The sequence below is a fragment of the Streptomyces sp. NBC_00683 genome, assembly GCF_036226745.1.
Lineage (GTDB): Bacteria > Actinomycetota > Actinomycetes > Streptomycetales > Streptomycetaceae > Streptomyces.
Map to the genome: position 1 here is coordinate 179,978 of NZ_CP109013.1, position 19,967 is coordinate 199,944.

Below are 19,967 nucleotides of genomic sequence, written 5' to 3' on the forward strand. Positions count from 1 at the left end.
TACCCAGGACGCCGCTACCGCCCCGGCAGTTCTGATCCAGGCAGCCGCATGCCGGCATGTCTCGGCCCGGCATTGCGGTGGCCCAGTCATGCCCGCCCGGGCAGCTCCATGGGCCCCTCGTCGAGGATTCGCACTTTTGAGTGAATCTCGGCATTCCCGAGCCCGTTGTGTTCCGTGAGTACGGATCCACCTTCACGCTCGCTCCGAACGGACCCAGCCACCCGGGAGTGATCACCGTGCATATCCTGCTTCTCGCAAGCGCCTTCAACAGCCTCACCCAACGTGTCCAGGCCGAGCTCAGGGACCACGGACACTCAGTGGCCGTGCGGATCGTGCACGAGGACGGGGGCGGCTCCGTCCGGGAAGCCGTCCGCCAGGAGGCCCCGGACCTTGTTGTGGCGCCCTATCTCAGGAGCGCGATTCCCGAGGACGTGTGGTCGCTCCACACCTGTCTCATCGTGCATCCCGGGCCGGTCGGCGACCGCGGGCCCTCCTCCCTCGACTGGGCGGTCCACGAGGGCGCGGATCGCTGGGGCGTGACCGTGCTGCAGGCGAACGCGGAGATGGACGCCGGCGACGTCTGGGCGTCCGTGTCCTGCGCGTTGCCCCCGGTGGGCAAGAGCGACCTGTACCGCAACGAGGTCTCGGACGCTGCCATGGCGGCGGTACTCCTGGCCGTCGGACGCTTCGCCTCCGGGACGTACAAGCCATCGCCCCAGGACGCGGGAGCCGGCCGGTGCCGACCGTTGTTCCGCCAGTCACTGCGGCGCATCGACTGGCAGGTGGACTCCACCTCGACGGTTGTTCGCAAACTCAGAGCGGCTGACTCCCAGCCCGGTGTGCTGGACGAAGTGCTGGGCGATGAGTGGTTCCTGCACGGCGGGTATCCCGAGCCCCGGCTGAGCGGGCGCCCGGGGGAGATCGTGGCCACCCGGGACGGTGCCATCTGCCGGGCGACCACTGACGGCGCGGTGTGGATCCCCGAGCTGCGGCCACGGCGGGCGCCGGGCGGTCCGGCCACCTTCAAGCTCCCCGCCACCGTGGCGCTGGCAGGGCGGTTGTCCGCCGTGCTGGCGCTGGCGGCTCCGCTGCACCGGAACGGCCACGAGGACACATGGGCCGAGATCGGTTACCGGGAGGAGGCGGGCACCGGCCTTCTGTCGTTCTCGTTCCGGGGTGGCGCAATGAGTACGGAGCAGTGCCGGCGGCTGCTGCGCGCGTACCGGTTCGCCTGTTCCCGGCCTACTTCGGTGCTGGTTCTCGGGGGCGGCCGGGACTTCTTCTCCAACGGCATTCACCTCAACGTGATCGAGGCGGCGGACGATCCGGGCGCCGAGTCCTGGGCCAACATCAACGCGATCGACGATCTGGTGGAAGCGGTGCTGACCACCACGGACCGGCTCGTTGTCTCCGCTGTGGCCGGAAACGCCGCGGCGGGCGGGGTGATGCTCGCCCTCGCCGCCGACGAGGTGTGGTGCAGGGCGGGTGCGGTGCTCAATCCGCACTATCGCCTGATGGGGCTGTACGGGTCGGAGTACTGGACGTACTCGCTGCCGCGGCGGGTCGGAGCGGCGGCGGCCGAGCGGCTCATGCAGGACGCGCTGCCGGTCAGCTCCGCGGCCGCCCACGGCCTCGGGCTCGTCGACAGTGTGATCGCGTGTGCACCCGAGGTTTTCGACTCGGAGGTCGGCGCCCGGGCGGCCCGCCTGGCCGCGCTGCCCGCGACGCAGTTCCGTATCAACGCCAAGAAGGCGGAGCGGGACCAGATCGACCTGACGCCCTACCGTGCGGCCGAACTCGCCCGGATGCGGCGCATCTTCGCGGACCCCCACCATCCGTACCACGGGCTGCGTGGGTCCTTCGTACGCAAGGAAGGGCCCGCACCCGGCTCCGCGGCGGGGCCCGCACGCGCCCGGGTGTGACCGCGGCCCGGCGGCGCAGCTTCTACTGCTGTTCGGCGAGCCAGTCGTACCACTGATCCAGTCCCTCGCCGGTGGTCGCGGAGACCGTCAGCACGCGTACGGCCGGGTTGACCGAGCGTGCGTGGCGCGCGCACTGCTCGACGTCGAAGTCGACGTAGGGCAGCAGATCGGCCTTGTTGATGAGGATCAGGTCGGCGGCAGCGAACATGTACGGATACTTCAGTGGCTTGTCCGTGCCCTCCGTGACCGAGATGATCACGACCTTGCTGCGCTCCCCCAGATCGAACAGGGCGGGGCACACCAGATTCCCGACGTTCTCGACCATGAGCAGCGAGCCCGCCGCCGGGGACAGGGCCGTGAGGGCGTTCTGCATCATCTCCGCGTCGAGATGGCACCCCGCACCGGTGTTGACCTGTACCACGGCGCAGCCCGTACTCCTGATCCGGTCGGCGTCGAGTCGGGTCTCCTGATCGCCCTCGATGACGGCCACCGGCCGGCGTCCGCCCAGATCGGTGATGGTGCGTTCCAGGAGTGTCGTCTTGCCCGCCCCTGGTGAGCTCATCATGTTCACGGCCGCGACCCCGCGGTCGGTCAGCCAGGTCCGGTTTACCTCCGCGACGAGGTTGTTCTTGGCCAGCACCTTCTGCTCGATGGTGACGGTCTCACCGGTGCCGTTCGCCTGCGCACGCTCGTGCGGGTGCGGGTGCGGGTGCGGGTGCGGGTGCGGGTGCGGATGCGGATGGTCGGGTGCGTCGTCCTCCCGCAGCATCACAATCCTGGTTCCGCCGGACTCCTCGGAGCAGCCGCACGTAGCGCACATGTTCAGCCCACTTTCATGGAAACGATCTGCAGTTCCTGTCCCGATGTGATCTCCACATCCGCACTGCCGCAGGGGCACAGCAGAATCAGGTCGGCCAAGGTGAATTCGACGGTGCAGGTGCGGCAGCGGCCTGTGCCGGGTGGCTGGTCGATCTCCAGCCGTGCCCCCTCGGCGGTCGTTCCCTCCGTGACCAGCCCGAAGCAGAAGCGCATCGCGTCGGGCACCACGGCGGTGAGGGCGCCCACGCGTACGCACACCGAGTGGACCGGACGCCCTGCGGCGCGTTCGCACACCGCGTCGACGACGCTCTGTGTGATGGCCAGCTCGTGCACCGCTGCCACCTCCTTCTGCGGGTCGCTCCGAATGTAGGGGCACAAGGTGGCCGCAAGGACGGCGGACCGGCCCGGTCGCACGGCCGGATCACCCGACCGGCCCTCGTCATGAGGTCGCTCGGTCCCCCGGACTGAGGCGGACGATGGATATGCCGTGTTGCCGGAATCGTCGAATCGAGGCGTGATGGTAGCAATGTGCGTGAACCCATACGTGGGGCCAACGGCCGTTGGGCCGTCATTCTGAAAGGCGGCAGTGCGATGCCGACAGAGGAAGCGGTAAAGGCCGAGGACACCTTGATCCATGTTCTGTGGATCAACGCAGGGCTGAGCTGCGACGGAGATTCTGTTTCTCTGACGGCCGCCACTCAGCCGAGCATCGAAGAGATCGCCCTGGGCGCCCTGCCCGGGCTTCCGAATGTCGCTGTGCACTGGCCGCTCATCGATTTCGAGTGCGGTCCCAATGGCGGCGCCGACGACTTCCTCGAATGGTTCTTCAAGGCCGACCGCGGCGAGCTGGAACCGTTCGTCCTGGTGGTCGAGGGGTCGATTCCGAATGAGCGCCTGCACGATGACGGGTACTGGTGCGGTTTCGGCAACGACCCGGCCACCGGCCAGCCGATGACGACCAGCGAGTGGCTCGACCGGCTCGCCCCGAAGGCGACCGCGGTCGTCGCGGTGGGCACCTGCGCGACGTACGGCGGCATCCACGCCATGGCGGGCAACCCCACGGGCGCGATGGGGGTCCCCGACTACTTGGGGTGGGACTGGAAGTCCAAGGCCGGGATCCCGATCGTGTGCGTCCCCGGGTGCCCGATCCAGCCGGACAACCTGTCGGAGACGCTGACCTATCTGCTCTACATGGCCACGGGCCAGGCGCCGATGATTCCGCTCGATGACGCGCTGCGACCGACGTGGCTGTTCGGGGCGACGGTTCACGAAGGCTGTGACCGGGCCGGCTACTACGAGCAGGCCGACTTCGCGACGGAGTACGGCTCACCGAAGTGCATCGTCAAGCTGGGCTGCTGGGGACCCACGGTCAAGTGCAATGTGCCCAAGCGAGGCTGGATGAACGGCATCGGTGGCTGCCCCAACGTCGGTGGCATCTGCATCGGCTGCACCATGCCCGGGTTCCCGGACAAGTTCATGCCGTTCATGGACGAACCTCCCGGCGGAAAGCTCTCGACCAACGCGGTCGGACTGTACGGGTCGACGATGCGGCGCCTGCGCGACATCACCACGCACACCCTGGACCGCGAACCGAAATGGCGTAAGCCCGGCCGCGAACTCAAGACCGGTGCCACACGCACCTGGTAATTGACCGCGCAATCACCGCAACGGACAGAAAGATGAGGCGGCGCATGACCGCGACCCAGCACAAGGGTGCCGGAGGCGGCCGGGGCAAGGACGACCTGGTCGAAATGGCGTGGGATCCCATTACCCGGATCGTCGGCAGCCTGGGCATCTACACGAAGATCGACTTCAAGCAGAAGGTGGTCGCCGAGTGCCACAGCACCAGTTCCATCTTCCGCGGCTATTCGGTCTTCATGAAGGGGAAGGACCCGCGGGACGCGCACTTCATCACGAGTAGAATCTGCGGAATCTGTGGTGACAACCACGCCACGTGTTCCTGTTACGCGCAGAACATGGCGTACGGGGTGAAGCCCCCGCACCTCGGTGAATGGATCGTGAATCTCGGCGAGGCCGCGGAGTACATGTTCGACCACAACATCTTCCAGGAGAACCTGGTAGGCGTCGACTACTGCGAGAAGATGGTCGCGGAGACCAACCCCGGGGTGCTGGAGCAGGCCAATCGCACCCCCTCCCCGCACGCCGACGCCCACGGGTACAGGACCATCGGCGACATCATGCGGTCCCTGAACCCGTTCACGGGCGAGTTCTACCGCGAGGCGCTCCAGGTCAGCCGGATGACCCGGGAGATGTTCTGCCTGATGGAAGGGCGGCACGTCCATCCCTCCACGCTCTATCCGGGCGGCGTCGGCACCGTGGCGACGATCCAGCTGATGACGGACTACATCACCCGGCTCCAGCGGTACGTCGAGTTCATGAAGAAGGTCGTGCCGATGCACGACGACCTGTTCGACTTCTTCTACGAGGCCCTGCCGGGCTACGAGATGGTCGGCAACCGGCGCATCCTGCTGGGCTGCTGGGGCTCCTTCCAGGACCCGGAGCACTGCAACTTCGAGTACAAGGACATGACCGACTGGGGCCGGAAGATGTACGTCACCCCGGGTGTCGTCGTCGACGGGAAGCTGGTCACCACCGACCTGGTCAAGATCAACCTCGGCATCCGGATCCTGCTCGGTTCGTCGTACTACAACGACTGGGACGAGCAGGAGACCTTCGTCTCCCACGACCCGCTCGGCAATCCGGTCGACCGCCGTCACCCGTGGAACCAGCACACCAACCCGCAGCCGCAGAAGCGGGACCTGGACGACAAGTACAGCTGGGTCATGTCGCCGCGGTGGTTCGACGGCAAGGACTACCTGGCCCTGGACACCGGCGGCGGGCCGCTCGCACGTCTGTGGACCACGGCGCTGGCCGGCCTGGTCGACATCGGCTACATCCAGGCCACCGGCCACAGCGTCAAGATCAACCTCCCCAAGACCGCCCTCAAGGGGCCGGTGGAGCTGGAGTGGCACGTCCCGAAGTGGAGCAACACCATCGAGCGCAACCGGGCGCGGAGCTACTTCCAGGCCTATGCGGCGGCCTGCGCGCTCCACTTCGCGGAGAAGGCTCTCGTGGAGATCCGGTCCGGGAACACCAAGACCTGGGAGAAGTTCGAGGTGCCCGAGGAGGGTGTGGGCTGCGGATTCACCGAGGCGGTGCGCGGTGTCCTCTCGCACCACATGGTGATCCGGGACGGCAAGATCGCCAACTACCACCCGTACCCGCCGACTCCGTGGAACGCGAGCCCCCGTGACACCTACGGCACGCCCGGTCCCTACGAGGACGCCGTGCAGGGGCAGCCGATCTTCGAGGAGAACGACCGGGAGCACTTCAAGGGCATCGACATCATGCGTACGGTGCGCAGCTTCGACCCCTGTCTGCCCTGCGGAGTGCACATGTATCTGGGCGAGGGCAAGAAGCTGGAACTCCTGCACTCCCCCACCCAGTCCGCGGGCAGCGAGTGATGGCGGCGGAGGAGACACCGGCCACGCCCGACTGGCGGACGACCGGTGAACGCATCGACACCCTGATCGCCGCCAGTGGCTCGGGCGGCGCGGTCGCCCGAGAGCGCAGCGAGGAACTGGTACGGCTCGTCGCCGATTTCTACGGCGCCGGACTCGAACGGCTGCTGGATCTGGTGCACGAGCAGGGGCGGCTGGACGACGGCGTCCTGGCCGCGCTGGCAGGTGACGAGCTGGTGGCGAGTGTCCTGCTGGTGCACGGGCTCCACCCGTACGACGTGGAGACCCGGGTCGAGAAGGCGTTGGAGGGCGTGCGCCCGTATCTGGGGTCGCACGGCGGTGATGTGGAACTGCTCGCCGTCACCGACGAGGGCACCGTCCGCTTGCGGCTGCTGGGCAGTTGCGACGGCTGCCCGTCCTCCTCGGTCACGCTGAAGCTGGCCGTGCAGGGTGCGGTGGAGGCGGCGGCTCCGGAGATCACCTCGATCGAGGTGGAGACGGCGGCCGACAAGGAGGCTGCCGGAGCGGCGGGACCGCTGATGCCGGTGGACTCGCTGTTCGCCCGGCTGCACGCGGAGACCGGGGCACCCGGCGACGACGGTGCGTCGTGGGAAGTCGTGCCTGAGCTGTCGGGGCTGGAGCCGGGCACCGTGGCCCGGGTCGGAGTCGGCAGGATGCCGGTGGTGGTGTGCCGGGTGGGCTCCGACCTCTTCGCCTTCGAGGACCGGTGCGCGCGCTGCGAGCAGCCGTTCGAGGGCGCCACACTGGCGCGGCGTCTGGGCGGCGGATCCGGCGACGCGGTCCTGCGCTGCGCCCGGTGCCACGCGCATTACGACGTGCGGCGGGCCGGGGTCTGCCTCGACGCCGACGGCGTGCATCTGGCACCGCTGCCCCTGCTCTCGGACGGCGCCGTCGTCTCCGTATCGGTGCCCGCGGCGGTGGCACCGTGATCGCTGCCCGTGCCGCCTCCCCGGCCGCCATCCTGCTGCGGCTCACACGCAACCGGCCGCAGCCGCCTGCCGGGGAGCGCTGCGAGATGTGTGCGGAACCGATCGGCGAGACCCATTCCCACGTGGTGAACCTCGACAGCCGCGCTCTGATGTGCGGGTGCCGGGCCTGCTATCTGCTGTTCACCGACGAGAACGCGGAGTTGCGCTACCGGGCGGTTCCTGAGCGCTATCTGCATTTCGCCGGGCTGACCGTGGACGGGCGTGCCTGGGACGAGTTGCAGATCCCCGTGGGGCTCGCCTTCCTGTTCCGCAACTCCGTGCAGGACCGCATGGTCGCGTTCTACCCGGGTCCTGCCGGGGCCACCGAGTCTGAACTCCCCCTCGATGCCTGGGAGACCGTCGTCGAGGCGAGCCCGGAGCTTGCCGTGCTGCGTCCCGATGTCGAGGCCCTGCTCATCCGGCGCACCCAGGACGGCTGCGGATCGTGTCACCTCGTGCCGATCGACGCCTGTTACGAGTTGGTGGGTCAACTGCGCACGCTGTGGCGGGGTTTCGACGGCGGATCCGAGGCTCTTGCCGCGATGGACGCGTTCTTCGCGCAGGTGGCGGACCGCAGCCGGCCCGCCGGGATCGGGGCACCGTGAGCGACTTCGCGTTCTCCGTGCTGGACATCGCCGCCGATCCGTACGCGGCCGCGCCGCAACTGACCGCGCGGCTGCGGATCGAGGAGCGGACGGGTCTGCGGATCCATGCCGTCGCCCTGCACTGCCAGGTGCGCATCGAGCCCCAGCGGCGTCACTACGACGAGACCGAACAGAGCGGCCTCCAGGGCCTGTTCGGTGGCCGGGAGCGCTGGACGGACACCTTGAAGCCGTTCCAGTGGATGAGCTGTGACACGACGGTGCAAGGGTTCAGCGGCGCCACCGACGTCGATCTCGCCCTGCCGTGCACGTACGACTTCGATGTGGTCGGCTCCCGCTATCTGCATGCGCTGGGCGAGGGCGCGGTGCCGCTCGTCCTGATGTTCTCCGGCACGGTCTTCACCCGGGGCAGCGAGGGCTTCGGGGTCGAACGGGTGCCGTGGGACTGCGAGGCCCGGTATCAGATGCCGGTCGCGGTGTGGCGGCACTTGGTGGCGTCGCACTTCCCCAACACCGGCTGGATCAGGCTGGACCACGACGTCCTCGCGCGCTTCGCGGACTTCCGGGCCCGGCGCGGGCTGATCAGCTGGGACGAGACGGTGCAGGCCCTCCTGGCCGAGCACGACGAGGTGGCCTTGTGAGTCTTGACCAGGTGCGTACGATCGCCGACGCCGTGCTGTACGAGGGATACCTCCTCTACCCGTACCGCGCCAGTTCGCACAAGAACCGCTCGCGCTGGCAGTTCGGCGTCCTGGGGCCGCCGCATGCCACGGCGGCGAGTTTCGGCGAGGAATCCGGGATGGAGATGCAGTGCCTGCTGGCACCGCAGGACGGGCCGGCGGCCGTCACCGTACATCTGCGCTTCCTCCAGCTCCAGGTCCGCGAGGTGCGGAGCACGGGTGAGGACGGGGCCGAGGTGCCGGTGGACCAGCTCACCGTCGACGGGGTCTCCGTGATGTCCTGGGACGAGGCGGTGGAGCGCGAAGTCGTCCTGGCCGCGCTGCCGTTGGACGAGCCGGCCGACTCCGTGCACGAGGTGGCGGGCGGCGAGGACTCCGAGCCCGTCACCGACGCGCGGGGCGCGGTGGTGGGCCGGATCGTGCGGCGGCGGCTGCCTCTCGTGGTCCGTATCCGTACGCATGCCGTCATGGACGAGGGCTGTGTACGCCTGACCGTGAGCGTCACCAACGAGCACCCGGAGCCGGCGGACAGCAAGGACGCCGCGATCCGGGCCTCGCTGATCGGGGCGCATCTGCTCCTCGGCGCGCACGACGCCGCGTTCGTCTCGCTGCTCGAACCGCCCGCCGAAGCGGCTTCGGCCGCCGGGCGGTGCCGGCAGCACAGGTGCTGGCCCGTGCTGGCCGGTCCGAAGGGATCGACGGACACCCTGCTCGGTGCACCGATCATCCTGTACGACTACCCGGAGGTCGCCGAGCAGAGTCCGGGCGCCCTGTTCGACTCGACCGAGATCGACGAGATCCTGACCCTCCGCGTGATGACCATGACGGAGGAGGAGAAGGCCGAGGCGCGCGCCACCGACCCCCGGGCCGGGGAGATCATCGACCGGTGCGACGGGATGTCGCCCGCCGGTCTCCAGCAGCTGCACGGCCTGCTGCGCGACCCGCACGCTCCGCAGCCCGCCGCTCTCGTGGGCCCGCCCGGCGATGTGCGGGACGTGGAGCCCGCCGCCTTCGACACCGCGGGCGCGCCCTGGTGGGATCCGGCGGCCGACGCCTCGGTCCGGCCGGAGAGCGACGCGGTGGTCATCGACGGGGTGCGGGTGGCCAAGGGCAGCCTGGTCCGCGTCCATCCCTCGCGGCGGGCGGACGCACAGGACCTGTTCTTCGCCGGCCAGGTGGCCCGGGTGACCGCGGTGCTCGCGGACGTGGACGGCGGTACGCACGTCGCCCTGGTCCTCGTCGACGACCCGGCGTCCGACCTGCACGACTGGTACGGCCGCTACTTCTACTTCGCGCCCGACGAGCTGACACCCCTGAGCGTCGAGGAGTCGGCGCCGTACCGAGAGGAGAACCGATCGTGAAGAGCCTGGGCTTCATCACCGCCGTCGTGGGGGCTGCCGTTGCGGCCGTCTCCCTGGGGGTCGCGATCAGGTCGATCCCCGACATCCGCCGCTACCTGCGCATCCGTTCGATGTGAATCCCGACCCGAGTATGTGAGTGAGGAGCACCCCATGGCGGACACACCGGAGAAGAACAGCGGGGTCCAGGAGGAGCCGCAGGAGGAACGGGGCCCGATGGGCTCCCGCGACACCGGTTCTGACCAGCCCGAAGGCGGCCCGGCCCACCGGCCGTCGGGCACCTCGGACGCGCGGTCCGACACCTCCGTACAGCCCAAGGAGGCCAAGCATCCGAAGGCGCCGGACCTCCGGTCCGGTGGTGGCTGAGCCGAGCATGACGGACGCACCGCACACGGCCGCCCGGGTACTGGTGGCGGGCATCGGCAATCTCTTCCTGAGCGACGACGGCTTCGGCCCGGAGGCCGTACGGCGGCTGGCAGCAGAGGGCGGACTGCCCCCGCAGGTCCGGGTCGTGGACTACGGAATCCGCGGCATGCATCTCGCGTACGACCTGCTGGACGGGTACGACGCGCTGGTGCTGGTCGACGCGTACCCGGGTGGCGGCGCGCCCGGGGAGGTGACGGTCCTCCGCATCGGCCCGGAGGACCTCGGTACGGGTGAATTCGACGCCCATGGCATGAATCCGGTCGCAGTCCTGGCAAATCTGGATCAATTGGGCGGTACTCTTCCGCTCACCTTCCTCGTCGGCTGTACACCCGCCGGGGTCGAGGAGGGCATCGGGCTCAGCGAAGCCGTCGGCCGTGCGGTGCCCGAGGCGGTCCAGGCAGTGCACACCCTGGTCCGGCAGCTTGTCCCCGCCGTACCGACCACGTCCGTGAAGAGCGCCGAACTCCGGAGATCCTGATCATGTGCCTAGGCATTCCTGGCCGCGTCGTGGAGATCGTGGACGGCTACGCGGGCCAGCTGGCCCTGGTGGATGTCGAGGGCGCCCGACGACGCGTCAACATCGGAATGCTCGACGATCCGCCCGGCTGCGACGACTGGGTGCTTCTCCACATGGGCTTCGCCGTCGAGCTCATCGACCGGGCGAAGGCCCGCGAGGCCATGTCGGGACTGGAGATGATGGGGCGCGGCCGGGCGGAGCGGGTGCGCCGCAGATTCGAGGTGCGCGGCGTCGTGCAGGGCGTGGGGTTCCGGCCCTTCGTGTATGTCACCGCCTCCGAACTGATGCTCAGCGGCATGGTGACGAACACGGGCGACGGGGTGCTCGCCGAGGTCGAGGGACCGGCCGGCGCCGTGGAGGAGTTCGGCCGCAGGCTGCGGGCCGACGCCCCGCCGCTCGCGGTCGTCGAGGACGTACGGACGAGCGATCTGGCGACGTGCGGCGGCGAGGGTTTCACCATCGAGCACTCCCGCACGGCCGACCGGGCCAGGACCCTCGTCCCGCCCGACATCGCCACCTGCGGCGACTGCTTCGACGAGCTGGCGGACCCGTCGAACCGGCGCTACCGCCACCCCTTCATCACCTGCACGCACTGCGGTCCCCGGTTCACGATCGTCACTGGCCTGCCGTACGACCGGGCCGCGACCACGATGGCGGACTTCGAGATGTGCGCGGCCTGCCGGACGGAGTACGAGGATCCGGGCGACCGGCGCTTCCACGCCCAGCCCGTCGCCTGCCCCGACTGCGGGCCCCGGCTCGAACTGGTCGGCGGCGAAGGGGTGCCCCTGTCCCGTGACGAGGACGCGCTGCGCACCGCCCGTAAGCTCCTCGCCGACGGCGGGATCATCGCGGTCAAGGGGCTCGGCGGGTACCACCTGGTGTGCGACGCCCGCAACGCGGCGGCCGTGACCGAACTGCGCCGGCGCAAGCGGCGCGGGGGCAAGCCGTTCGCGGTGATGGTCCCGGACCTCGACGTGGCGCGGCAGCTGGTGACCGTCACGGCGGACGAGGAAGAGCTTCTGACCGGTGGTCGTCGCCCGATCGTGCTCCTGCCCCGGCGTCCCGCAGGGGCCGGCGCCGGTGCCGGGGTGTCCGACGCCGTGGCGCCCGGCTGTCCCGACCTCGGGCTGCTGCTTCCCTACACGCCGTTGCACGTTCTGCTCTTCGGGATCGGTGACGACGACCCGGGCCCGGACGCGCTGGTGATGACGTCGGCCAATCTGTCGGGCGAGCCGATCGTCACCGACGACGGCGACGCGCTGACCGTACTCGCGCCTCTGGTCGATGCCTGGCTGCGGCACGACCGGCGGATCCATGTGCCGTGCGACGACTCTGTCAGCCGCTACGTGGCGGGCGCCGAGCTGCCGCTGCGCCGCTCACGCGGGTATGCCCCGCTGCCGCTCGCGCTGCCCTTCGACGTACCGCCGACGCTCGCCGTGGGCGCGGACCTGAAGAACACCTGCGCCCTGGGCGAGGGCCGCTATGCCTGGCTGAGCCAGCACATCGGCGACATGGACGACCTGGCCACGGTCGACGCCCTGACCCGCACGGAGAGGCACCTCGAAGAACTCACCGGGGTGGTGCCCGCGCTGCTGGTCGCGGACCGCCATCCCGGCTACCGGTCCGGCGACTGGGCCCGCAACCGTGCGGCGGGGCGGCCCGTGCGCACCGTGCAGCACCACCACGCGCACATCGCGTCGGTCATGGCGGAGCACGGTCTGGGCCGGGACGAGCAGGTGATCGGCATCGCCTTCGACGGCACCGGCCACGGGGACGACGGCGCGGCGTGGGGCGGTGAGCTCCTGGTGGCCGGCTACGCGTCGTTCCGCAGGGCCGCGCACCTGGGTTACGTACCGCTGGCCGGGGGCGACGCGAGCGTGCTGCGGCCCTACCGGATGGCGCTCGCGCACCTGCACGCGGCGGGCCTCTCCTGGGACGCGGACCTGCCCGCGGTCCTGGCCTGCCCGGCCGCCGAACGCCAGGTGCTGGCGCACCAGTTCGCCACCGGCTTCGGCTGTGTGCCGACGTCGGGGATGGGCCGGCTCTTCGACGCGGTCGCCTCCCTGGCAGGTGTACGGCACGAGGTGGCGTACGAGGCGGAGGCGGCCATGGAGCTGGAGGGGCTGGCCCGGAGCGAGGCGGCGGACCCCCTGGCCGCGGAGAACGGCTACCGCTTCGCGATCCGGCCCGGCGCGGGCGAGGGTCCCGCCGTCGCGGATCCGGGCCCGGTCGTGCGGGCCGTGGTGTCCGACGTACGGGCCGGGGTGCCTGCCGGGCTGATCGCCGCCCGCTTCCACGCCGCCGTCGCCGCCCTGGTCGTCGACCTCGCGGACCTCTGCCGCACGAGCACCGGCCTGGACACCGTGGCCCTGGGCGGTGGCGTCTTCCAGAACGCCGTGCTGCTCGAGGCGGCCCAACACGGCCTCACCGAGCGCGGCTTCACCGTTCTGCGGCCCCGGCTTCTCCCGCCCAACGACGGCGGGATCGCCCTCGGCCAGCTCATGATCGCCGCAGCCGGCTGACGCCGCCGCTCCCCGTACCCGAGAGATCCACAGAGAAGAGGGACCATGTGTCTGGCTGTTCCGGGGCGCGTCCTCAGTACCGCCGAAGTCGACGGCACCGTGATGGCCGAGGTGGACTTCGGTGGGGTGCGCAAGGAGGTGTGCCTCCAGTACATCCCCGATGTGACGGTCGGTGAATACGTCATCGTGCACGTCGGTTTCGCCATCCAGCGCCTCGACGAGCGGTCGGCCAAGGACACCCTGGCCAACTTCGACCGGCTCGGCATCCTCGCCGAGGAGTTCGGCGACCCCCTCGAACTCGCAGCACAGCAGAGCACGTCCCCCGAAGGAGCCGGCCGGTGAAGTACCTCGACGAGTTCAGCGACCCCGACCTCGCGAAGAAGATCATCGATCAGATTCACGCCGTCACCACGCGGAAGTGGGCGATGATGGAGGTCTGCGGCGGCCAGACCCACTCGATCATCCGGCACGGCATCGACCAACTGCTGCCGGACGGCGTGGAGATGATCCACGGACCGGGATGCCCCGTCTGCGTCACCCCGCTGGAGACCATCGACCGGGCACTGGCGATCGCCGCCCGTCCCGGGGTCATCTTCTGCTCGTTCGGTGACATGCTGCGTGTGCCCGGCAGCAGCCAGGACCTGTTCTCCGTCAAGAGCGCCGGCGGCGATGTACGGGTGGTGTACTCACCGCTCGACGCCCTGAAGCTGGCCCGCGAGAACCCGGACCGCGAGGTCGTCTTCTTCGGCATCGGCTTCGAGACCACCGCACCCGCCAACGCCATGACGGTGTACCAGGCCAAGAAGCTCGGAATCCGTAACTTCTCCCTTCTGGTCTCCCATGTCCTGGTGCCTCCGGCGATCGCCGCCATCATGGAGTCGTCGACCTGCCGGGTCCAGGCGTTCCTCGCCGCGGGGCATGTGTGCAGCGTGATGGGGACGTCCGAGTATCCGCCGCTGGCCCGGAAGTACAAGGTGCCGATCGTGGTCACCGGCTTCGAACCGCTGGACATCCTGGAGGGCGTCCGCCGGACCGTCGTGCAGTTGGAGGCGGGTCGCCACGAGGTGGAGAACGCCTATCCCCGGGCCGTACGCGACGAGGGCAACGCGCCCGCCATGAAGATGCTCGCCGACGTCTTCGAGGTGACGGACCGGACCTGGCGCGGCATCGGGGAGATCCCCCGCAGCGGCTGGCGGCTCGCCGGGAAGTACCGGGAGTTCGACGCGGAGCAGCGCTTCGACGTGACGGGCATTCACACCGCCGAGTCGTCGCTCTGCCGCTCGGGCGAGGTGCTCCAGGGGCTGATCAAGCCGCATCTGTGCGAGGCGTTCGGCAAGGAGTGCACGCCGAGGAACCCGTTGGGCGCGACGATGGTGTCCAGCGAGGGCGCGTGTGCCGCGTACTACACCCACCGCCGACTGGAACTGGTCGATGCGAAGTGACCGACGTGACTGACGTGACTGACGTTGCGCACGAAGTGACCGCGCCGCTCGACCGCGTGCCCGACCTGGACTTCGAGGCGTGGGCCTGCCCCGTACCGCTGCGCGACATCCCGTCCGTCGTGATGGGCCACGGGGGCGGGGGTGCGATGTCCGGCGAGCTGATCGAGCACCTGTTTCTGCCCGCGTACGGTGCCGCGGCCGCCGCCGACCTCGGCGACTCGGCCGTCCTGACGGTCGGGTCCGGTACCCGACTCGCCTTCTCCACGGACTCGTTCGTGGTGAAGCCGATGTTCTTCCCGGGCGGATCGATCGGCGACCTGGCGGTGAACGGCACGGTCAACGACCTCGCCATGTCGGGGGCGACTCCGCTGTTCCTGTCGACCGCCTTCATCCTCGCGGAGGGCACCGCCCTGAGCGACCTCGGCCGGATCGCCCAGGACGTGGGCCGGGCCGCGGAAGCCGCCGGTGTACGGCTGGTCACCGGGGACACCAAGGTCGTGGAGCGCGCCAGCGGTGACGGCGTCTACCTCAACACCTCGGGCATCGGCGTGGTCCCGCCCGGTGTCGACATCCACGCCCGCCGGGCGCGGCCCGGTGACGCCGTGCTCGTCAGCGGCGACATCGGCGTGCACGGGGTGGCTGTGATGAGCTGCCGGGAAGGCCTGGAGTTCGGTACGACGGTCGAGAGCGACACCGCCGCGCTGCACGGTCTGGTCACCGCCATGCTCGCCACCGGGAGCGACCTCCATGTGCTCCGGGACCCCACGCGCGGCGGTGTATCGGCCTCGCTCAACGAGATCGCCCGTGCCTCGGACGTGGGCGTCGAGCTGGTCGAGCGGCTGCTTCCCGTGCCGCCGACGGTGCGCGACGCGTGCAGCCTGCTCGGGCTCGACCCGCTCCAGGTGGCCAACGAGGGCAAGCTGATCGCGATCGTCCCGGCCGAGGACGCGGACCGGGTGCTGGAGGCGATGCGGGCCCATCCCCTGGGTCGGTCCGCGTGCCGGATCGGCAGTTGCGTGCCGGACCACGCGGGGATGGTCGTCGCGAGGACGGGGCTGGGCGGGAGCCGGGTCATCGGGCTGCCGATCGGCGAACAACTACCGAGGATCTGCTGAGTGAGTGCCGAAGGCGCCCTGCTGTTCGCGCGATACGCCTACCCGCCCAACGAACTCGGCTACTGCGGGCCCGCCGACGCGGCGGCGCTCCTGCGCCGGGAGGCGACCGACGACATCGAGCGGCGGGCCCGGCAGTTCGAGGGGGCCTGGTGCTATCTCCAGTTCCTCGCCGAGACGGCCGGGCTCGCGGACCCGCTCGACGTGCGGGTGGTCGAGGCCTACTGGATCGGCAACGAGCTCCTGGACCTGGCCGATCCCGCTGCCCTGGTGGAGCGCATGACCGACCGGTTCCGTGGGCAGCCGGCCGGCACCTGGCGCGAGGCCGGGGACCGGGCGCTGGCCCATCACAGCTTCCAGGTGTTCGAGGTGTACCCATGGGCGTCGATGCTGAGGTCGAGCGGGCATCCGACAGCCCTGTCCGTACTGGACCAGTGCCGCATCCGCACCGGAGTGGTGGTCGATGCCGACAGCGACGTGGCGACCGTGCGGTCACGCCCGCTGTGCTGGGAGGGCACGGGCCTGACCGACGGCGCGTGGCGGGAGGAGACCGTCCGCTGCTCGGCCGGTGGGAGGACACTGATCGACGGGCTCTCCCCCGGTGACCGGGTGGCACTGCACTGGGACTGGGTGTGCGATGTACTCACCGATGAGCAGGCTCGGCGCATCGAGGACCTCGAGGAGCACCGACGCGTCGAGCTGGGTCTGCTCGTCCCTACGCGCTGAATTCCGTGTGTGGGAGCGGGCGGGACGAACCGGCTCCCACACACGCAACCGCAGCAGATTCTGCGGCGGGGCAAGGACCTGCCGGCTTTCGGCCGTGGAACGGTGGCCTCTCCCACCTGAAAGGGAGCGAGAGGCCACGGAACCTGTCGGCGGGCGTCCCTAGATCGTGGGGTAGATGTCCCCGCTTGCCATGCCGCTCTCCTGCTCGCTCTGGGACCTGAGCCGACGAGCCTTGTCCTGGAGGCGCTTACGCTCGTCGGGGTCTTTGGCACTCTTTGCGGCCTCCTCCATCTCCTGGGCCTTTGCACGCATCTGGTGGATATGGTTGGCGGATTCGCCTGCAGTGCTCATGGTCACTCCCTGGGTGACGGGTGATGGCCACCTCAGCGAAACAGTGTGTCGTCGCCACTGCATCTCGAAACGTCACTCACGGTCATCCGCTCCTCCGGTGATTCGGACGTGCGGACCCGCCCCACGACAGGGCGGAAGCCCACCGTCGGGGGAAGCCCACCGTCGGGACCCGCCGCGTTCCAGCCACTCAGGTACTCAGGTACTCAGGTACGCCTACTCATGTGCGGTCGCACGTCAGCACCAAGGATGTCCGCATAACGCGAACCGAAAGAGGCATTCATGAGTCGCGACCTGCAGATACGAGTTGCCGATCCCGAGGACCTGGTCTGGATCCACGAGTTGAGGCACCGTGTGTACGCCCAGGAGCTCGGTCAGCACGCACCGCGCCCGGACCGACAGCTGCACGACGCGCTGGACGGCGACAACGTCTACCTCGTCGCGGCCCGAGGGCCGGTCCGCATGGGCTTCGTCAGCCTGACCCCGCCCTGGCTGGGCCGCTACGGCCTCGACAAGTACCTGACCCGCGACGAACTGCCGCTGCTGTCCGAGGGCGGAGTCTTCGAGGTACGCATCCTCACCGTGGAGCCGCGCTGGCGCAGCACCGCGGTGGCACCGCTGCTGATGTACGCGGCCCTGCGCTGGATCTCCTCCCGGGGAGGACGCACGGTAGTGGCGATGGGCCGCACCGAACTGCTCAGCATGTACCTGACGGTCGGCCTGAAGCCCTTCGGGCACACCGTCCGCAGTGGTGCGGTGACCTTCGAGGTGCTGACGGGCGAGGTGGCCGGGCTGACGCAGCTCGCCACCACCCGGTTCCGCACCGCCCTGGAGCGGTTCCGCTCCGTCGTGGACTGGCAGTTGGACATGGAATGGGCTCCTGGGCCGGACGGATGTGAACATGGCGGCGCCTCCTTCACCGCCATTGGAGCGGACTTCCGCACCCTGCACCGGCGCGACGAGGTCGTTGCTGCCGATGTGCTGGACGCCTGGTTCCCGCCCGCTCCCGGGGTACGCGCGGCGCTCGCCGAAGACCCGGCCTGGTCCGCCCGGACCTCGCCTCCCACCGGCGCCGAGGGTCTCCTGTCGGAACTCGCCGAAGCCCGGGCGCTGCCCGTGGAGACGCTCGTGGCCGGAGCCGGCTCGTCGGACCTGATCTTCCGGGCGTTCGGCCGCTGGCTGACTCCGGAGAGCAGGGTGCTGCTGCTGGACCCCGGGTACGGCGAGTACGCCTATGTCACCGAGCGCGTGATCGGTTGCAGGGTGGACCGCTTCCGCCTGCACCGGAAGGACGGGTGGCGGATCGACGTCGCCCGGCTGGCCTCCGTCGTCGGGGCGGGTCGTTACGACCTGGTGGTCGTGGTCAACCCGAACAACCCGACCGGTCGCCACGCACCCGCAGCCGAACTGCGCACCCTGATCGAGGCCGCCCCGGCCCGCACCCGCTGGTGGATCGACGAGGCGTATCTCGGCTACGTGGACCTGGCCGAGTCGCTCGCCCCGCTGGCCGCGGTGGACCCGCGGGTCGTGGTCTGCACCTCGCTGTCCAAGATGTACGCGCTGTCCGGCGTGCGTGCCGCCTACCTGGTGGCCGAACCCGCCACGGCCGCACTGCTGCGCCGGTGGACGCCGCCCTGGGCGGTCGGCCTTCCCGCGCAACTCGCCGCGGTGGCCACCCTGCGGGACCCCGCGTACTACCGCGCCTGCTGGCTCCGCACCCACGCCCTGCGCCGTCAGCTGGCCGCCGACCTCGCCCAGGTGGACGACACCGTCGTGGTCGAGGAGGGCGTCGCCAACTTCCTCAACATCACGCTGCCGTACGACGGACCGAGCGCTGCCCGCCTGGTGCGGGAGTGCCGCCGGCACGACGTCTACCTGCGCGACCTGTCGCCTCTGTCGCCGCAGTACGAAGGTCGCACCGTACGCGTCGCGGTCAGGGACACGGCGGAGAACGCACGCATCGTGGCGGCGTACGAAGCCGCGATGGAAACGCTGCGACCCAGCTCCCTGTCGCGGCGGGCCCCTGGACTCCCGGTTCACGCCGCCGCCGGGTACGCCCGGTGACCTCCGTCGCCTCCCTCGCGCCCTTCCTCGGTGGGGCCCTGACCGTCGGCGGGATCGCCGCGGCACTCTCCGGCCGCCGTGAACTGCTGGTCCGGTGGTGCTGCTGGGCGGTCGGAGTGCCCCTGGTCGCCGGTGCGTTCTGGTGGGGCACCCCGGGGGTGACGGTTCTCGCCCTTGCGGTCGGAGTGGTCGCGGCGCTGGAGTTCGGCGGGCTGATGCGCCTCTCCCGGCCGGACCGGGCCGTACTGGCCGCCGCCGTCTCCGGCGTCGTGCTGACCTCCTGGCTGGCGCCCGGGCAGGAGGTGCGGGCGGTGGCGGTCGGCGCCCTGGCCATCGCCGCGGTCCCGCTGCTGGCCGGTGACTCCACCCACGGTCTGCGTCGGCTCGGGGCCGGTCTGCTCGGGCTGGTCTGGCTGAGCGTGCTCGCCGCCCTGGCGCCGCTCGGCACGACCGCGCTCGCCCTGTTCGTCGCCGTATCGGTGGGTGACATCGTCGCGTACTTCACGGGTCAACGGCTGGGCGGGCCACGGCTGTCGCCGCTCTCCCCGGCCAAGCGGTGGAGCGGAACCCTGGCCGGCTCCGCGGCCGCCCTCGGCGTGCTCGCCGCCCTGTCCGTGCTGAGCTGGCCGACGGCGGTCGCGGTGGCGGTCGGCGCACCGGCGGGAGACCTACTCGAGTCCATGGTCAAACGAGGAGCGCGGGCGAAGGACTCCGCCCACTGGCTGGCCGGCTCCGGGGGCCTGCTCGACCGGATCGACTCACTCCTCCTCGCCCTGGCCGTCCTGCTCCTCCTGCGCTGACTCAGGGACGCCAAGGCGCCGGGCCCGTCGGGAGTACGACCTCCTCGCCGGGTCCGCCACATCCGCCGAGACGGGCGACCGGGCCGGCGCGCCTCACTCGGACAAGTGGAGCGATCCTCGCGCCTGGCTCTCGGAGGTCACCGCCTTGCTCGTGCCGC

Annotated in this window: 20 protein-coding genes; 17 read left to right on the forward strand and 3 right to left on the reverse strand. The window is 70.1% G+C overall.

Translation table 11 applies throughout. The annotated features are described in order from the left end of the window. Positions 1-236: 236 nt before the first annotated feature. Entirely contained in the window at positions 237-1,922 is a 1,686-nt protein-coding gene (locus OG257_RS00945) for a hydrogenase maturation protein (RefSeq protein WP_329204081.1), read from the forward strand. Positions 1,923-1,944: 22 nt separating this feature from the next. Here the strand turns inward: OG257_RS00945 and hypB are convergent, their stop codons facing one another. Both hypB and OG257_RS00955 read right to left on the reverse strand, forming a co-directional pair. Continuing rightward, entirely contained in the window at positions 1,945-2,742 is a 798-nt protein-coding gene (gene hypB / locus OG257_RS00950; RefSeq protein ID WP_329204082.1) for a hydrogenase nickel incorporation protein HypB, read from the reverse strand. A 2-nt stretch (positions 2,743-2,744) separates the two neighbouring features. Then, positions 2,745-3,074 carry a hydrogenase maturation nickel metallochaperone HypA/HybF gene (locus OG257_RS00955; RefSeq protein ID WP_329204083.1) on the reverse strand — a complete coding sequence of 110 codons (330 nt, stop codon included), beginning with the start codon at positions 3,072-3,074 and terminating at the stop codon, positions 2,745-2,747. A 258-nt stretch (positions 3,075-3,332) separates the two neighbouring features. On the opposite strand from OG257_RS00955, the gene OG257_RS00960 reads away from it, so the two are divergent. Genes OG257_RS00960 through OG257_RS01020 form a run of 14 tightly spaced genes read left to right on the forward strand, consistent with a single transcriptional unit; the run spans position 3,333 to position 16,597 of the window. After that, on the forward strand, positions 3,333-4,388 hold the full coding sequence (locus OG257_RS00960; RefSeq protein WP_329204084.1) for a hydrogenase expression protein HypE: 1,056 nt from the start codon (positions 3,333-3,335) through the stop codon (positions 4,386-4,388). A gap of 44 nt (positions 4,389-4,432) precedes the next feature. Beyond that, positions 4,433-6,226, forward strand: coding sequence for a nickel-dependent hydrogenase large subunit (locus OG257_RS00965; protein WP_329204085.1), 1,794 nt, complete (start codon positions 4,433-4,435; stop codon positions 6,224-6,226). Continuing rightward, a complete protein-coding gene (locus tag OG257_RS00970) occupies positions 6,226-7,173 on the forward strand; it encodes a NifU family protein (RefSeq protein ID WP_329204086.1) in 948 nt (315 codons plus the stop codon). Before OG257_RS00965 ends, OG257_RS00970 begins: the two co-directional genes overlap by 1 nt. Next, positions 7,170-7,817, forward strand: a complete 648-nt coding sequence (locus tag OG257_RS00975; RefSeq protein ID WP_329204087.1) for a DUF5947 family protein — start codon at positions 7,170-7,172, stop codon at positions 7,815-7,817. The genes OG257_RS00970 and OG257_RS00975 overlap by 4 nt, the downstream gene beginning before the upstream one ends. Then, positions 7,814-8,455 carry a DUF6084 family protein gene (locus OG257_RS00980; RefSeq protein ID WP_329204088.1) on the forward strand — a complete coding sequence of 214 codons (642 nt, stop codon included), beginning with the start codon at positions 7,814-7,816 and terminating at the stop codon, positions 8,453-8,455. Before OG257_RS00975 ends, OG257_RS00980 begins: the two co-directional genes overlap by 4 nt. Further along, complete coding sequence (locus tag OG257_RS00985) at positions 8,452-9,855, forward strand: hypothetical protein (protein WP_329204089.1); 1,404 nt, start codon at positions 8,452-8,454, stop codon at positions 9,853-9,855. Before OG257_RS00980 ends, OG257_RS00985 begins: the two co-directional genes overlap by 4 nt. Continuing rightward, positions 9,852-9,971, forward strand: coding sequence for a DUF6893 family small protein (locus OG257_RS37195; protein ID WP_443054222.1), 120 nt, complete (start codon positions 9,852-9,854; stop codon positions 9,969-9,971). Before OG257_RS00985 ends, OG257_RS37195 begins: the two co-directional genes overlap by 4 nt. Positions 9,972-10,005: 34 nt before the next feature. Next, positions 10,006-10,218 (forward strand): hypothetical protein, encoded by a 213-nt coding sequence (locus OG257_RS00990; RefSeq protein WP_329204090.1) that lies wholly within the window; start codon positions 10,006-10,008, stop codon positions 10,216-10,218. 7 nt (positions 10,219-10,225) lie between these two features. Beyond that, on the forward strand, positions 10,226-10,756 hold the full coding sequence (locus OG257_RS00995) for a hydrogenase maturation protease (RefSeq protein WP_329204091.1): 531 nt from the start codon (positions 10,226-10,228) through the stop codon (positions 10,754-10,756). A 2-nt stretch (positions 10,757-10,758) separates the two neighbouring features. Continuing rightward, positions 10,759-13,317 carry a carbamoyltransferase HypF gene (gene hypF / locus OG257_RS01000; protein WP_329204092.1) on the forward strand — a complete coding sequence of 853 codons (2,559 nt, stop codon included), beginning with the start codon at positions 10,759-10,761 and terminating at the stop codon, positions 13,315-13,317. Between the two features lie 45 nt (positions 13,318-13,362). Then, positions 13,363-13,659, forward strand: a complete 297-nt coding sequence (locus OG257_RS01005; RefSeq protein WP_329204093.1) for a HypC/HybG/HupF family hydrogenase formation chaperone — start codon at positions 13,363-13,365, stop codon at positions 13,657-13,659. Next, positions 13,656-14,759 carry a hydrogenase formation protein HypD gene (gene hypD, locus OG257_RS01010; protein WP_329204094.1) on the forward strand — a complete coding sequence of 368 codons (1,104 nt, stop codon included), beginning with the start codon at positions 13,656-13,658 and terminating at the stop codon, positions 14,757-14,759. Before OG257_RS01005 ends, hypD begins: the two co-directional genes overlap by 4 nt. Positions 14,760-14,764: 5 nt before the next feature. Next, entirely contained in the window at positions 14,765-15,874 is a 1,110-nt protein-coding gene (gene hypE, locus OG257_RS01015; RefSeq protein WP_443054224.1) for a hydrogenase expression/formation protein HypE, read from the forward strand. After that, positions 15,875-16,597, forward strand: a complete 723-nt coding sequence (locus tag OG257_RS01020) for a DUF6390 family protein (protein WP_329204095.1) — start codon at positions 15,875-15,877, stop codon at positions 16,595-16,597. A 159-nt stretch (positions 16,598-16,756) separates the two neighbouring features. On the opposite strand, the gene OG257_RS01025 is transcribed toward OG257_RS01020, so the two are convergent. Next, positions 16,757-16,948, reverse strand: a complete 192-nt coding sequence (locus tag OG257_RS01025; RefSeq protein WP_329204096.1) for a DUF6381 family protein — start codon at positions 16,946-16,948, stop codon at positions 16,757-16,759. Between the two features lie 279 nt (positions 16,949-17,227). Between OG257_RS01025 and OG257_RS01030 the strand changes: the two genes are divergently transcribed. After that, a complete protein-coding gene (locus OG257_RS01030; protein WP_329204097.1) occupies positions 17,228-19,009 on the forward strand; it encodes a histidinol-phosphate aminotransferase family protein in 1,782 nt (593 codons plus the stop codon). Continuing rightward, a complete protein-coding gene (locus tag OG257_RS01035; protein WP_329204098.1) occupies positions 19,006-19,809 on the forward strand; it encodes a phosphatidate cytidylyltransferase in 804 nt (267 codons plus the stop codon). Before OG257_RS01030 ends, OG257_RS01035 begins: the two co-directional genes overlap by 4 nt. Positions 19,810-19,967: the final 158 nt, after the last annotated feature.

Coding starts and splice junctions, on each gene's coding strand:
- hypB (WP_329204082.1), bottom strand. CDS start 2,742: ATGTGCGCTACGTGCGGCTGCTCCGAGGAGTCCGGCGGAACCAGGATT.
- OG257_RS00960 (WP_329204084.1), top strand. CDS start 3,333: ATGCCGACAGAGGAAGCGGTAAAGGCCGAGGACACCTTGATCCATGTT.
- OG257_RS00965 (WP_329204085.1), top strand. CDS start 4,433: ATGACCGCGACCCAGCACAAGGGTGCCGGAGGCGGCCGGGGCAAGGAC.
- OG257_RS00970 (WP_329204086.1), top strand. CDS start 6,226: ATGGCGGCGGAGGAGACACCGGCCACGCCCGACTGGCGGACGACCGGT.
- OG257_RS00990 (WP_329204090.1), top strand. CDS start 10,006: ATGGCGGACACACCGGAGAAGAACAGCGGGGTCCAGGAGGAGCCGCAG.
- OG257_RS00995 (WP_329204091.1), top strand. CDS start 10,226: ATGACGGACGCACCGCACACGGCCGCCCGGGTACTGGTGGCGGGCATC.
- hypF (WP_329204092.1), top strand. CDS start 10,759: ATGTGCCTAGGCATTCCTGGCCGCGTCGTGGAGATCGTGGACGGCTAC.
- OG257_RS01005 (WP_329204093.1), top strand. CDS start 13,363: ATGTGTCTGGCTGTTCCGGGGCGCGTCCTCAGTACCGCCGAAGTCGAC.
- OG257_RS01025 (WP_329204096.1), bottom strand. CDS start 16,948: ATGAGCACTGCAGGCGAATCCGCCAACCATATCCACCAGATGCGTGCA.
- OG257_RS01030 (WP_329204097.1), top strand. CDS start 17,228: ATGAGTCGCGACCTGCAGATACGAGTTGCCGATCCCGAGGACCTGGTC.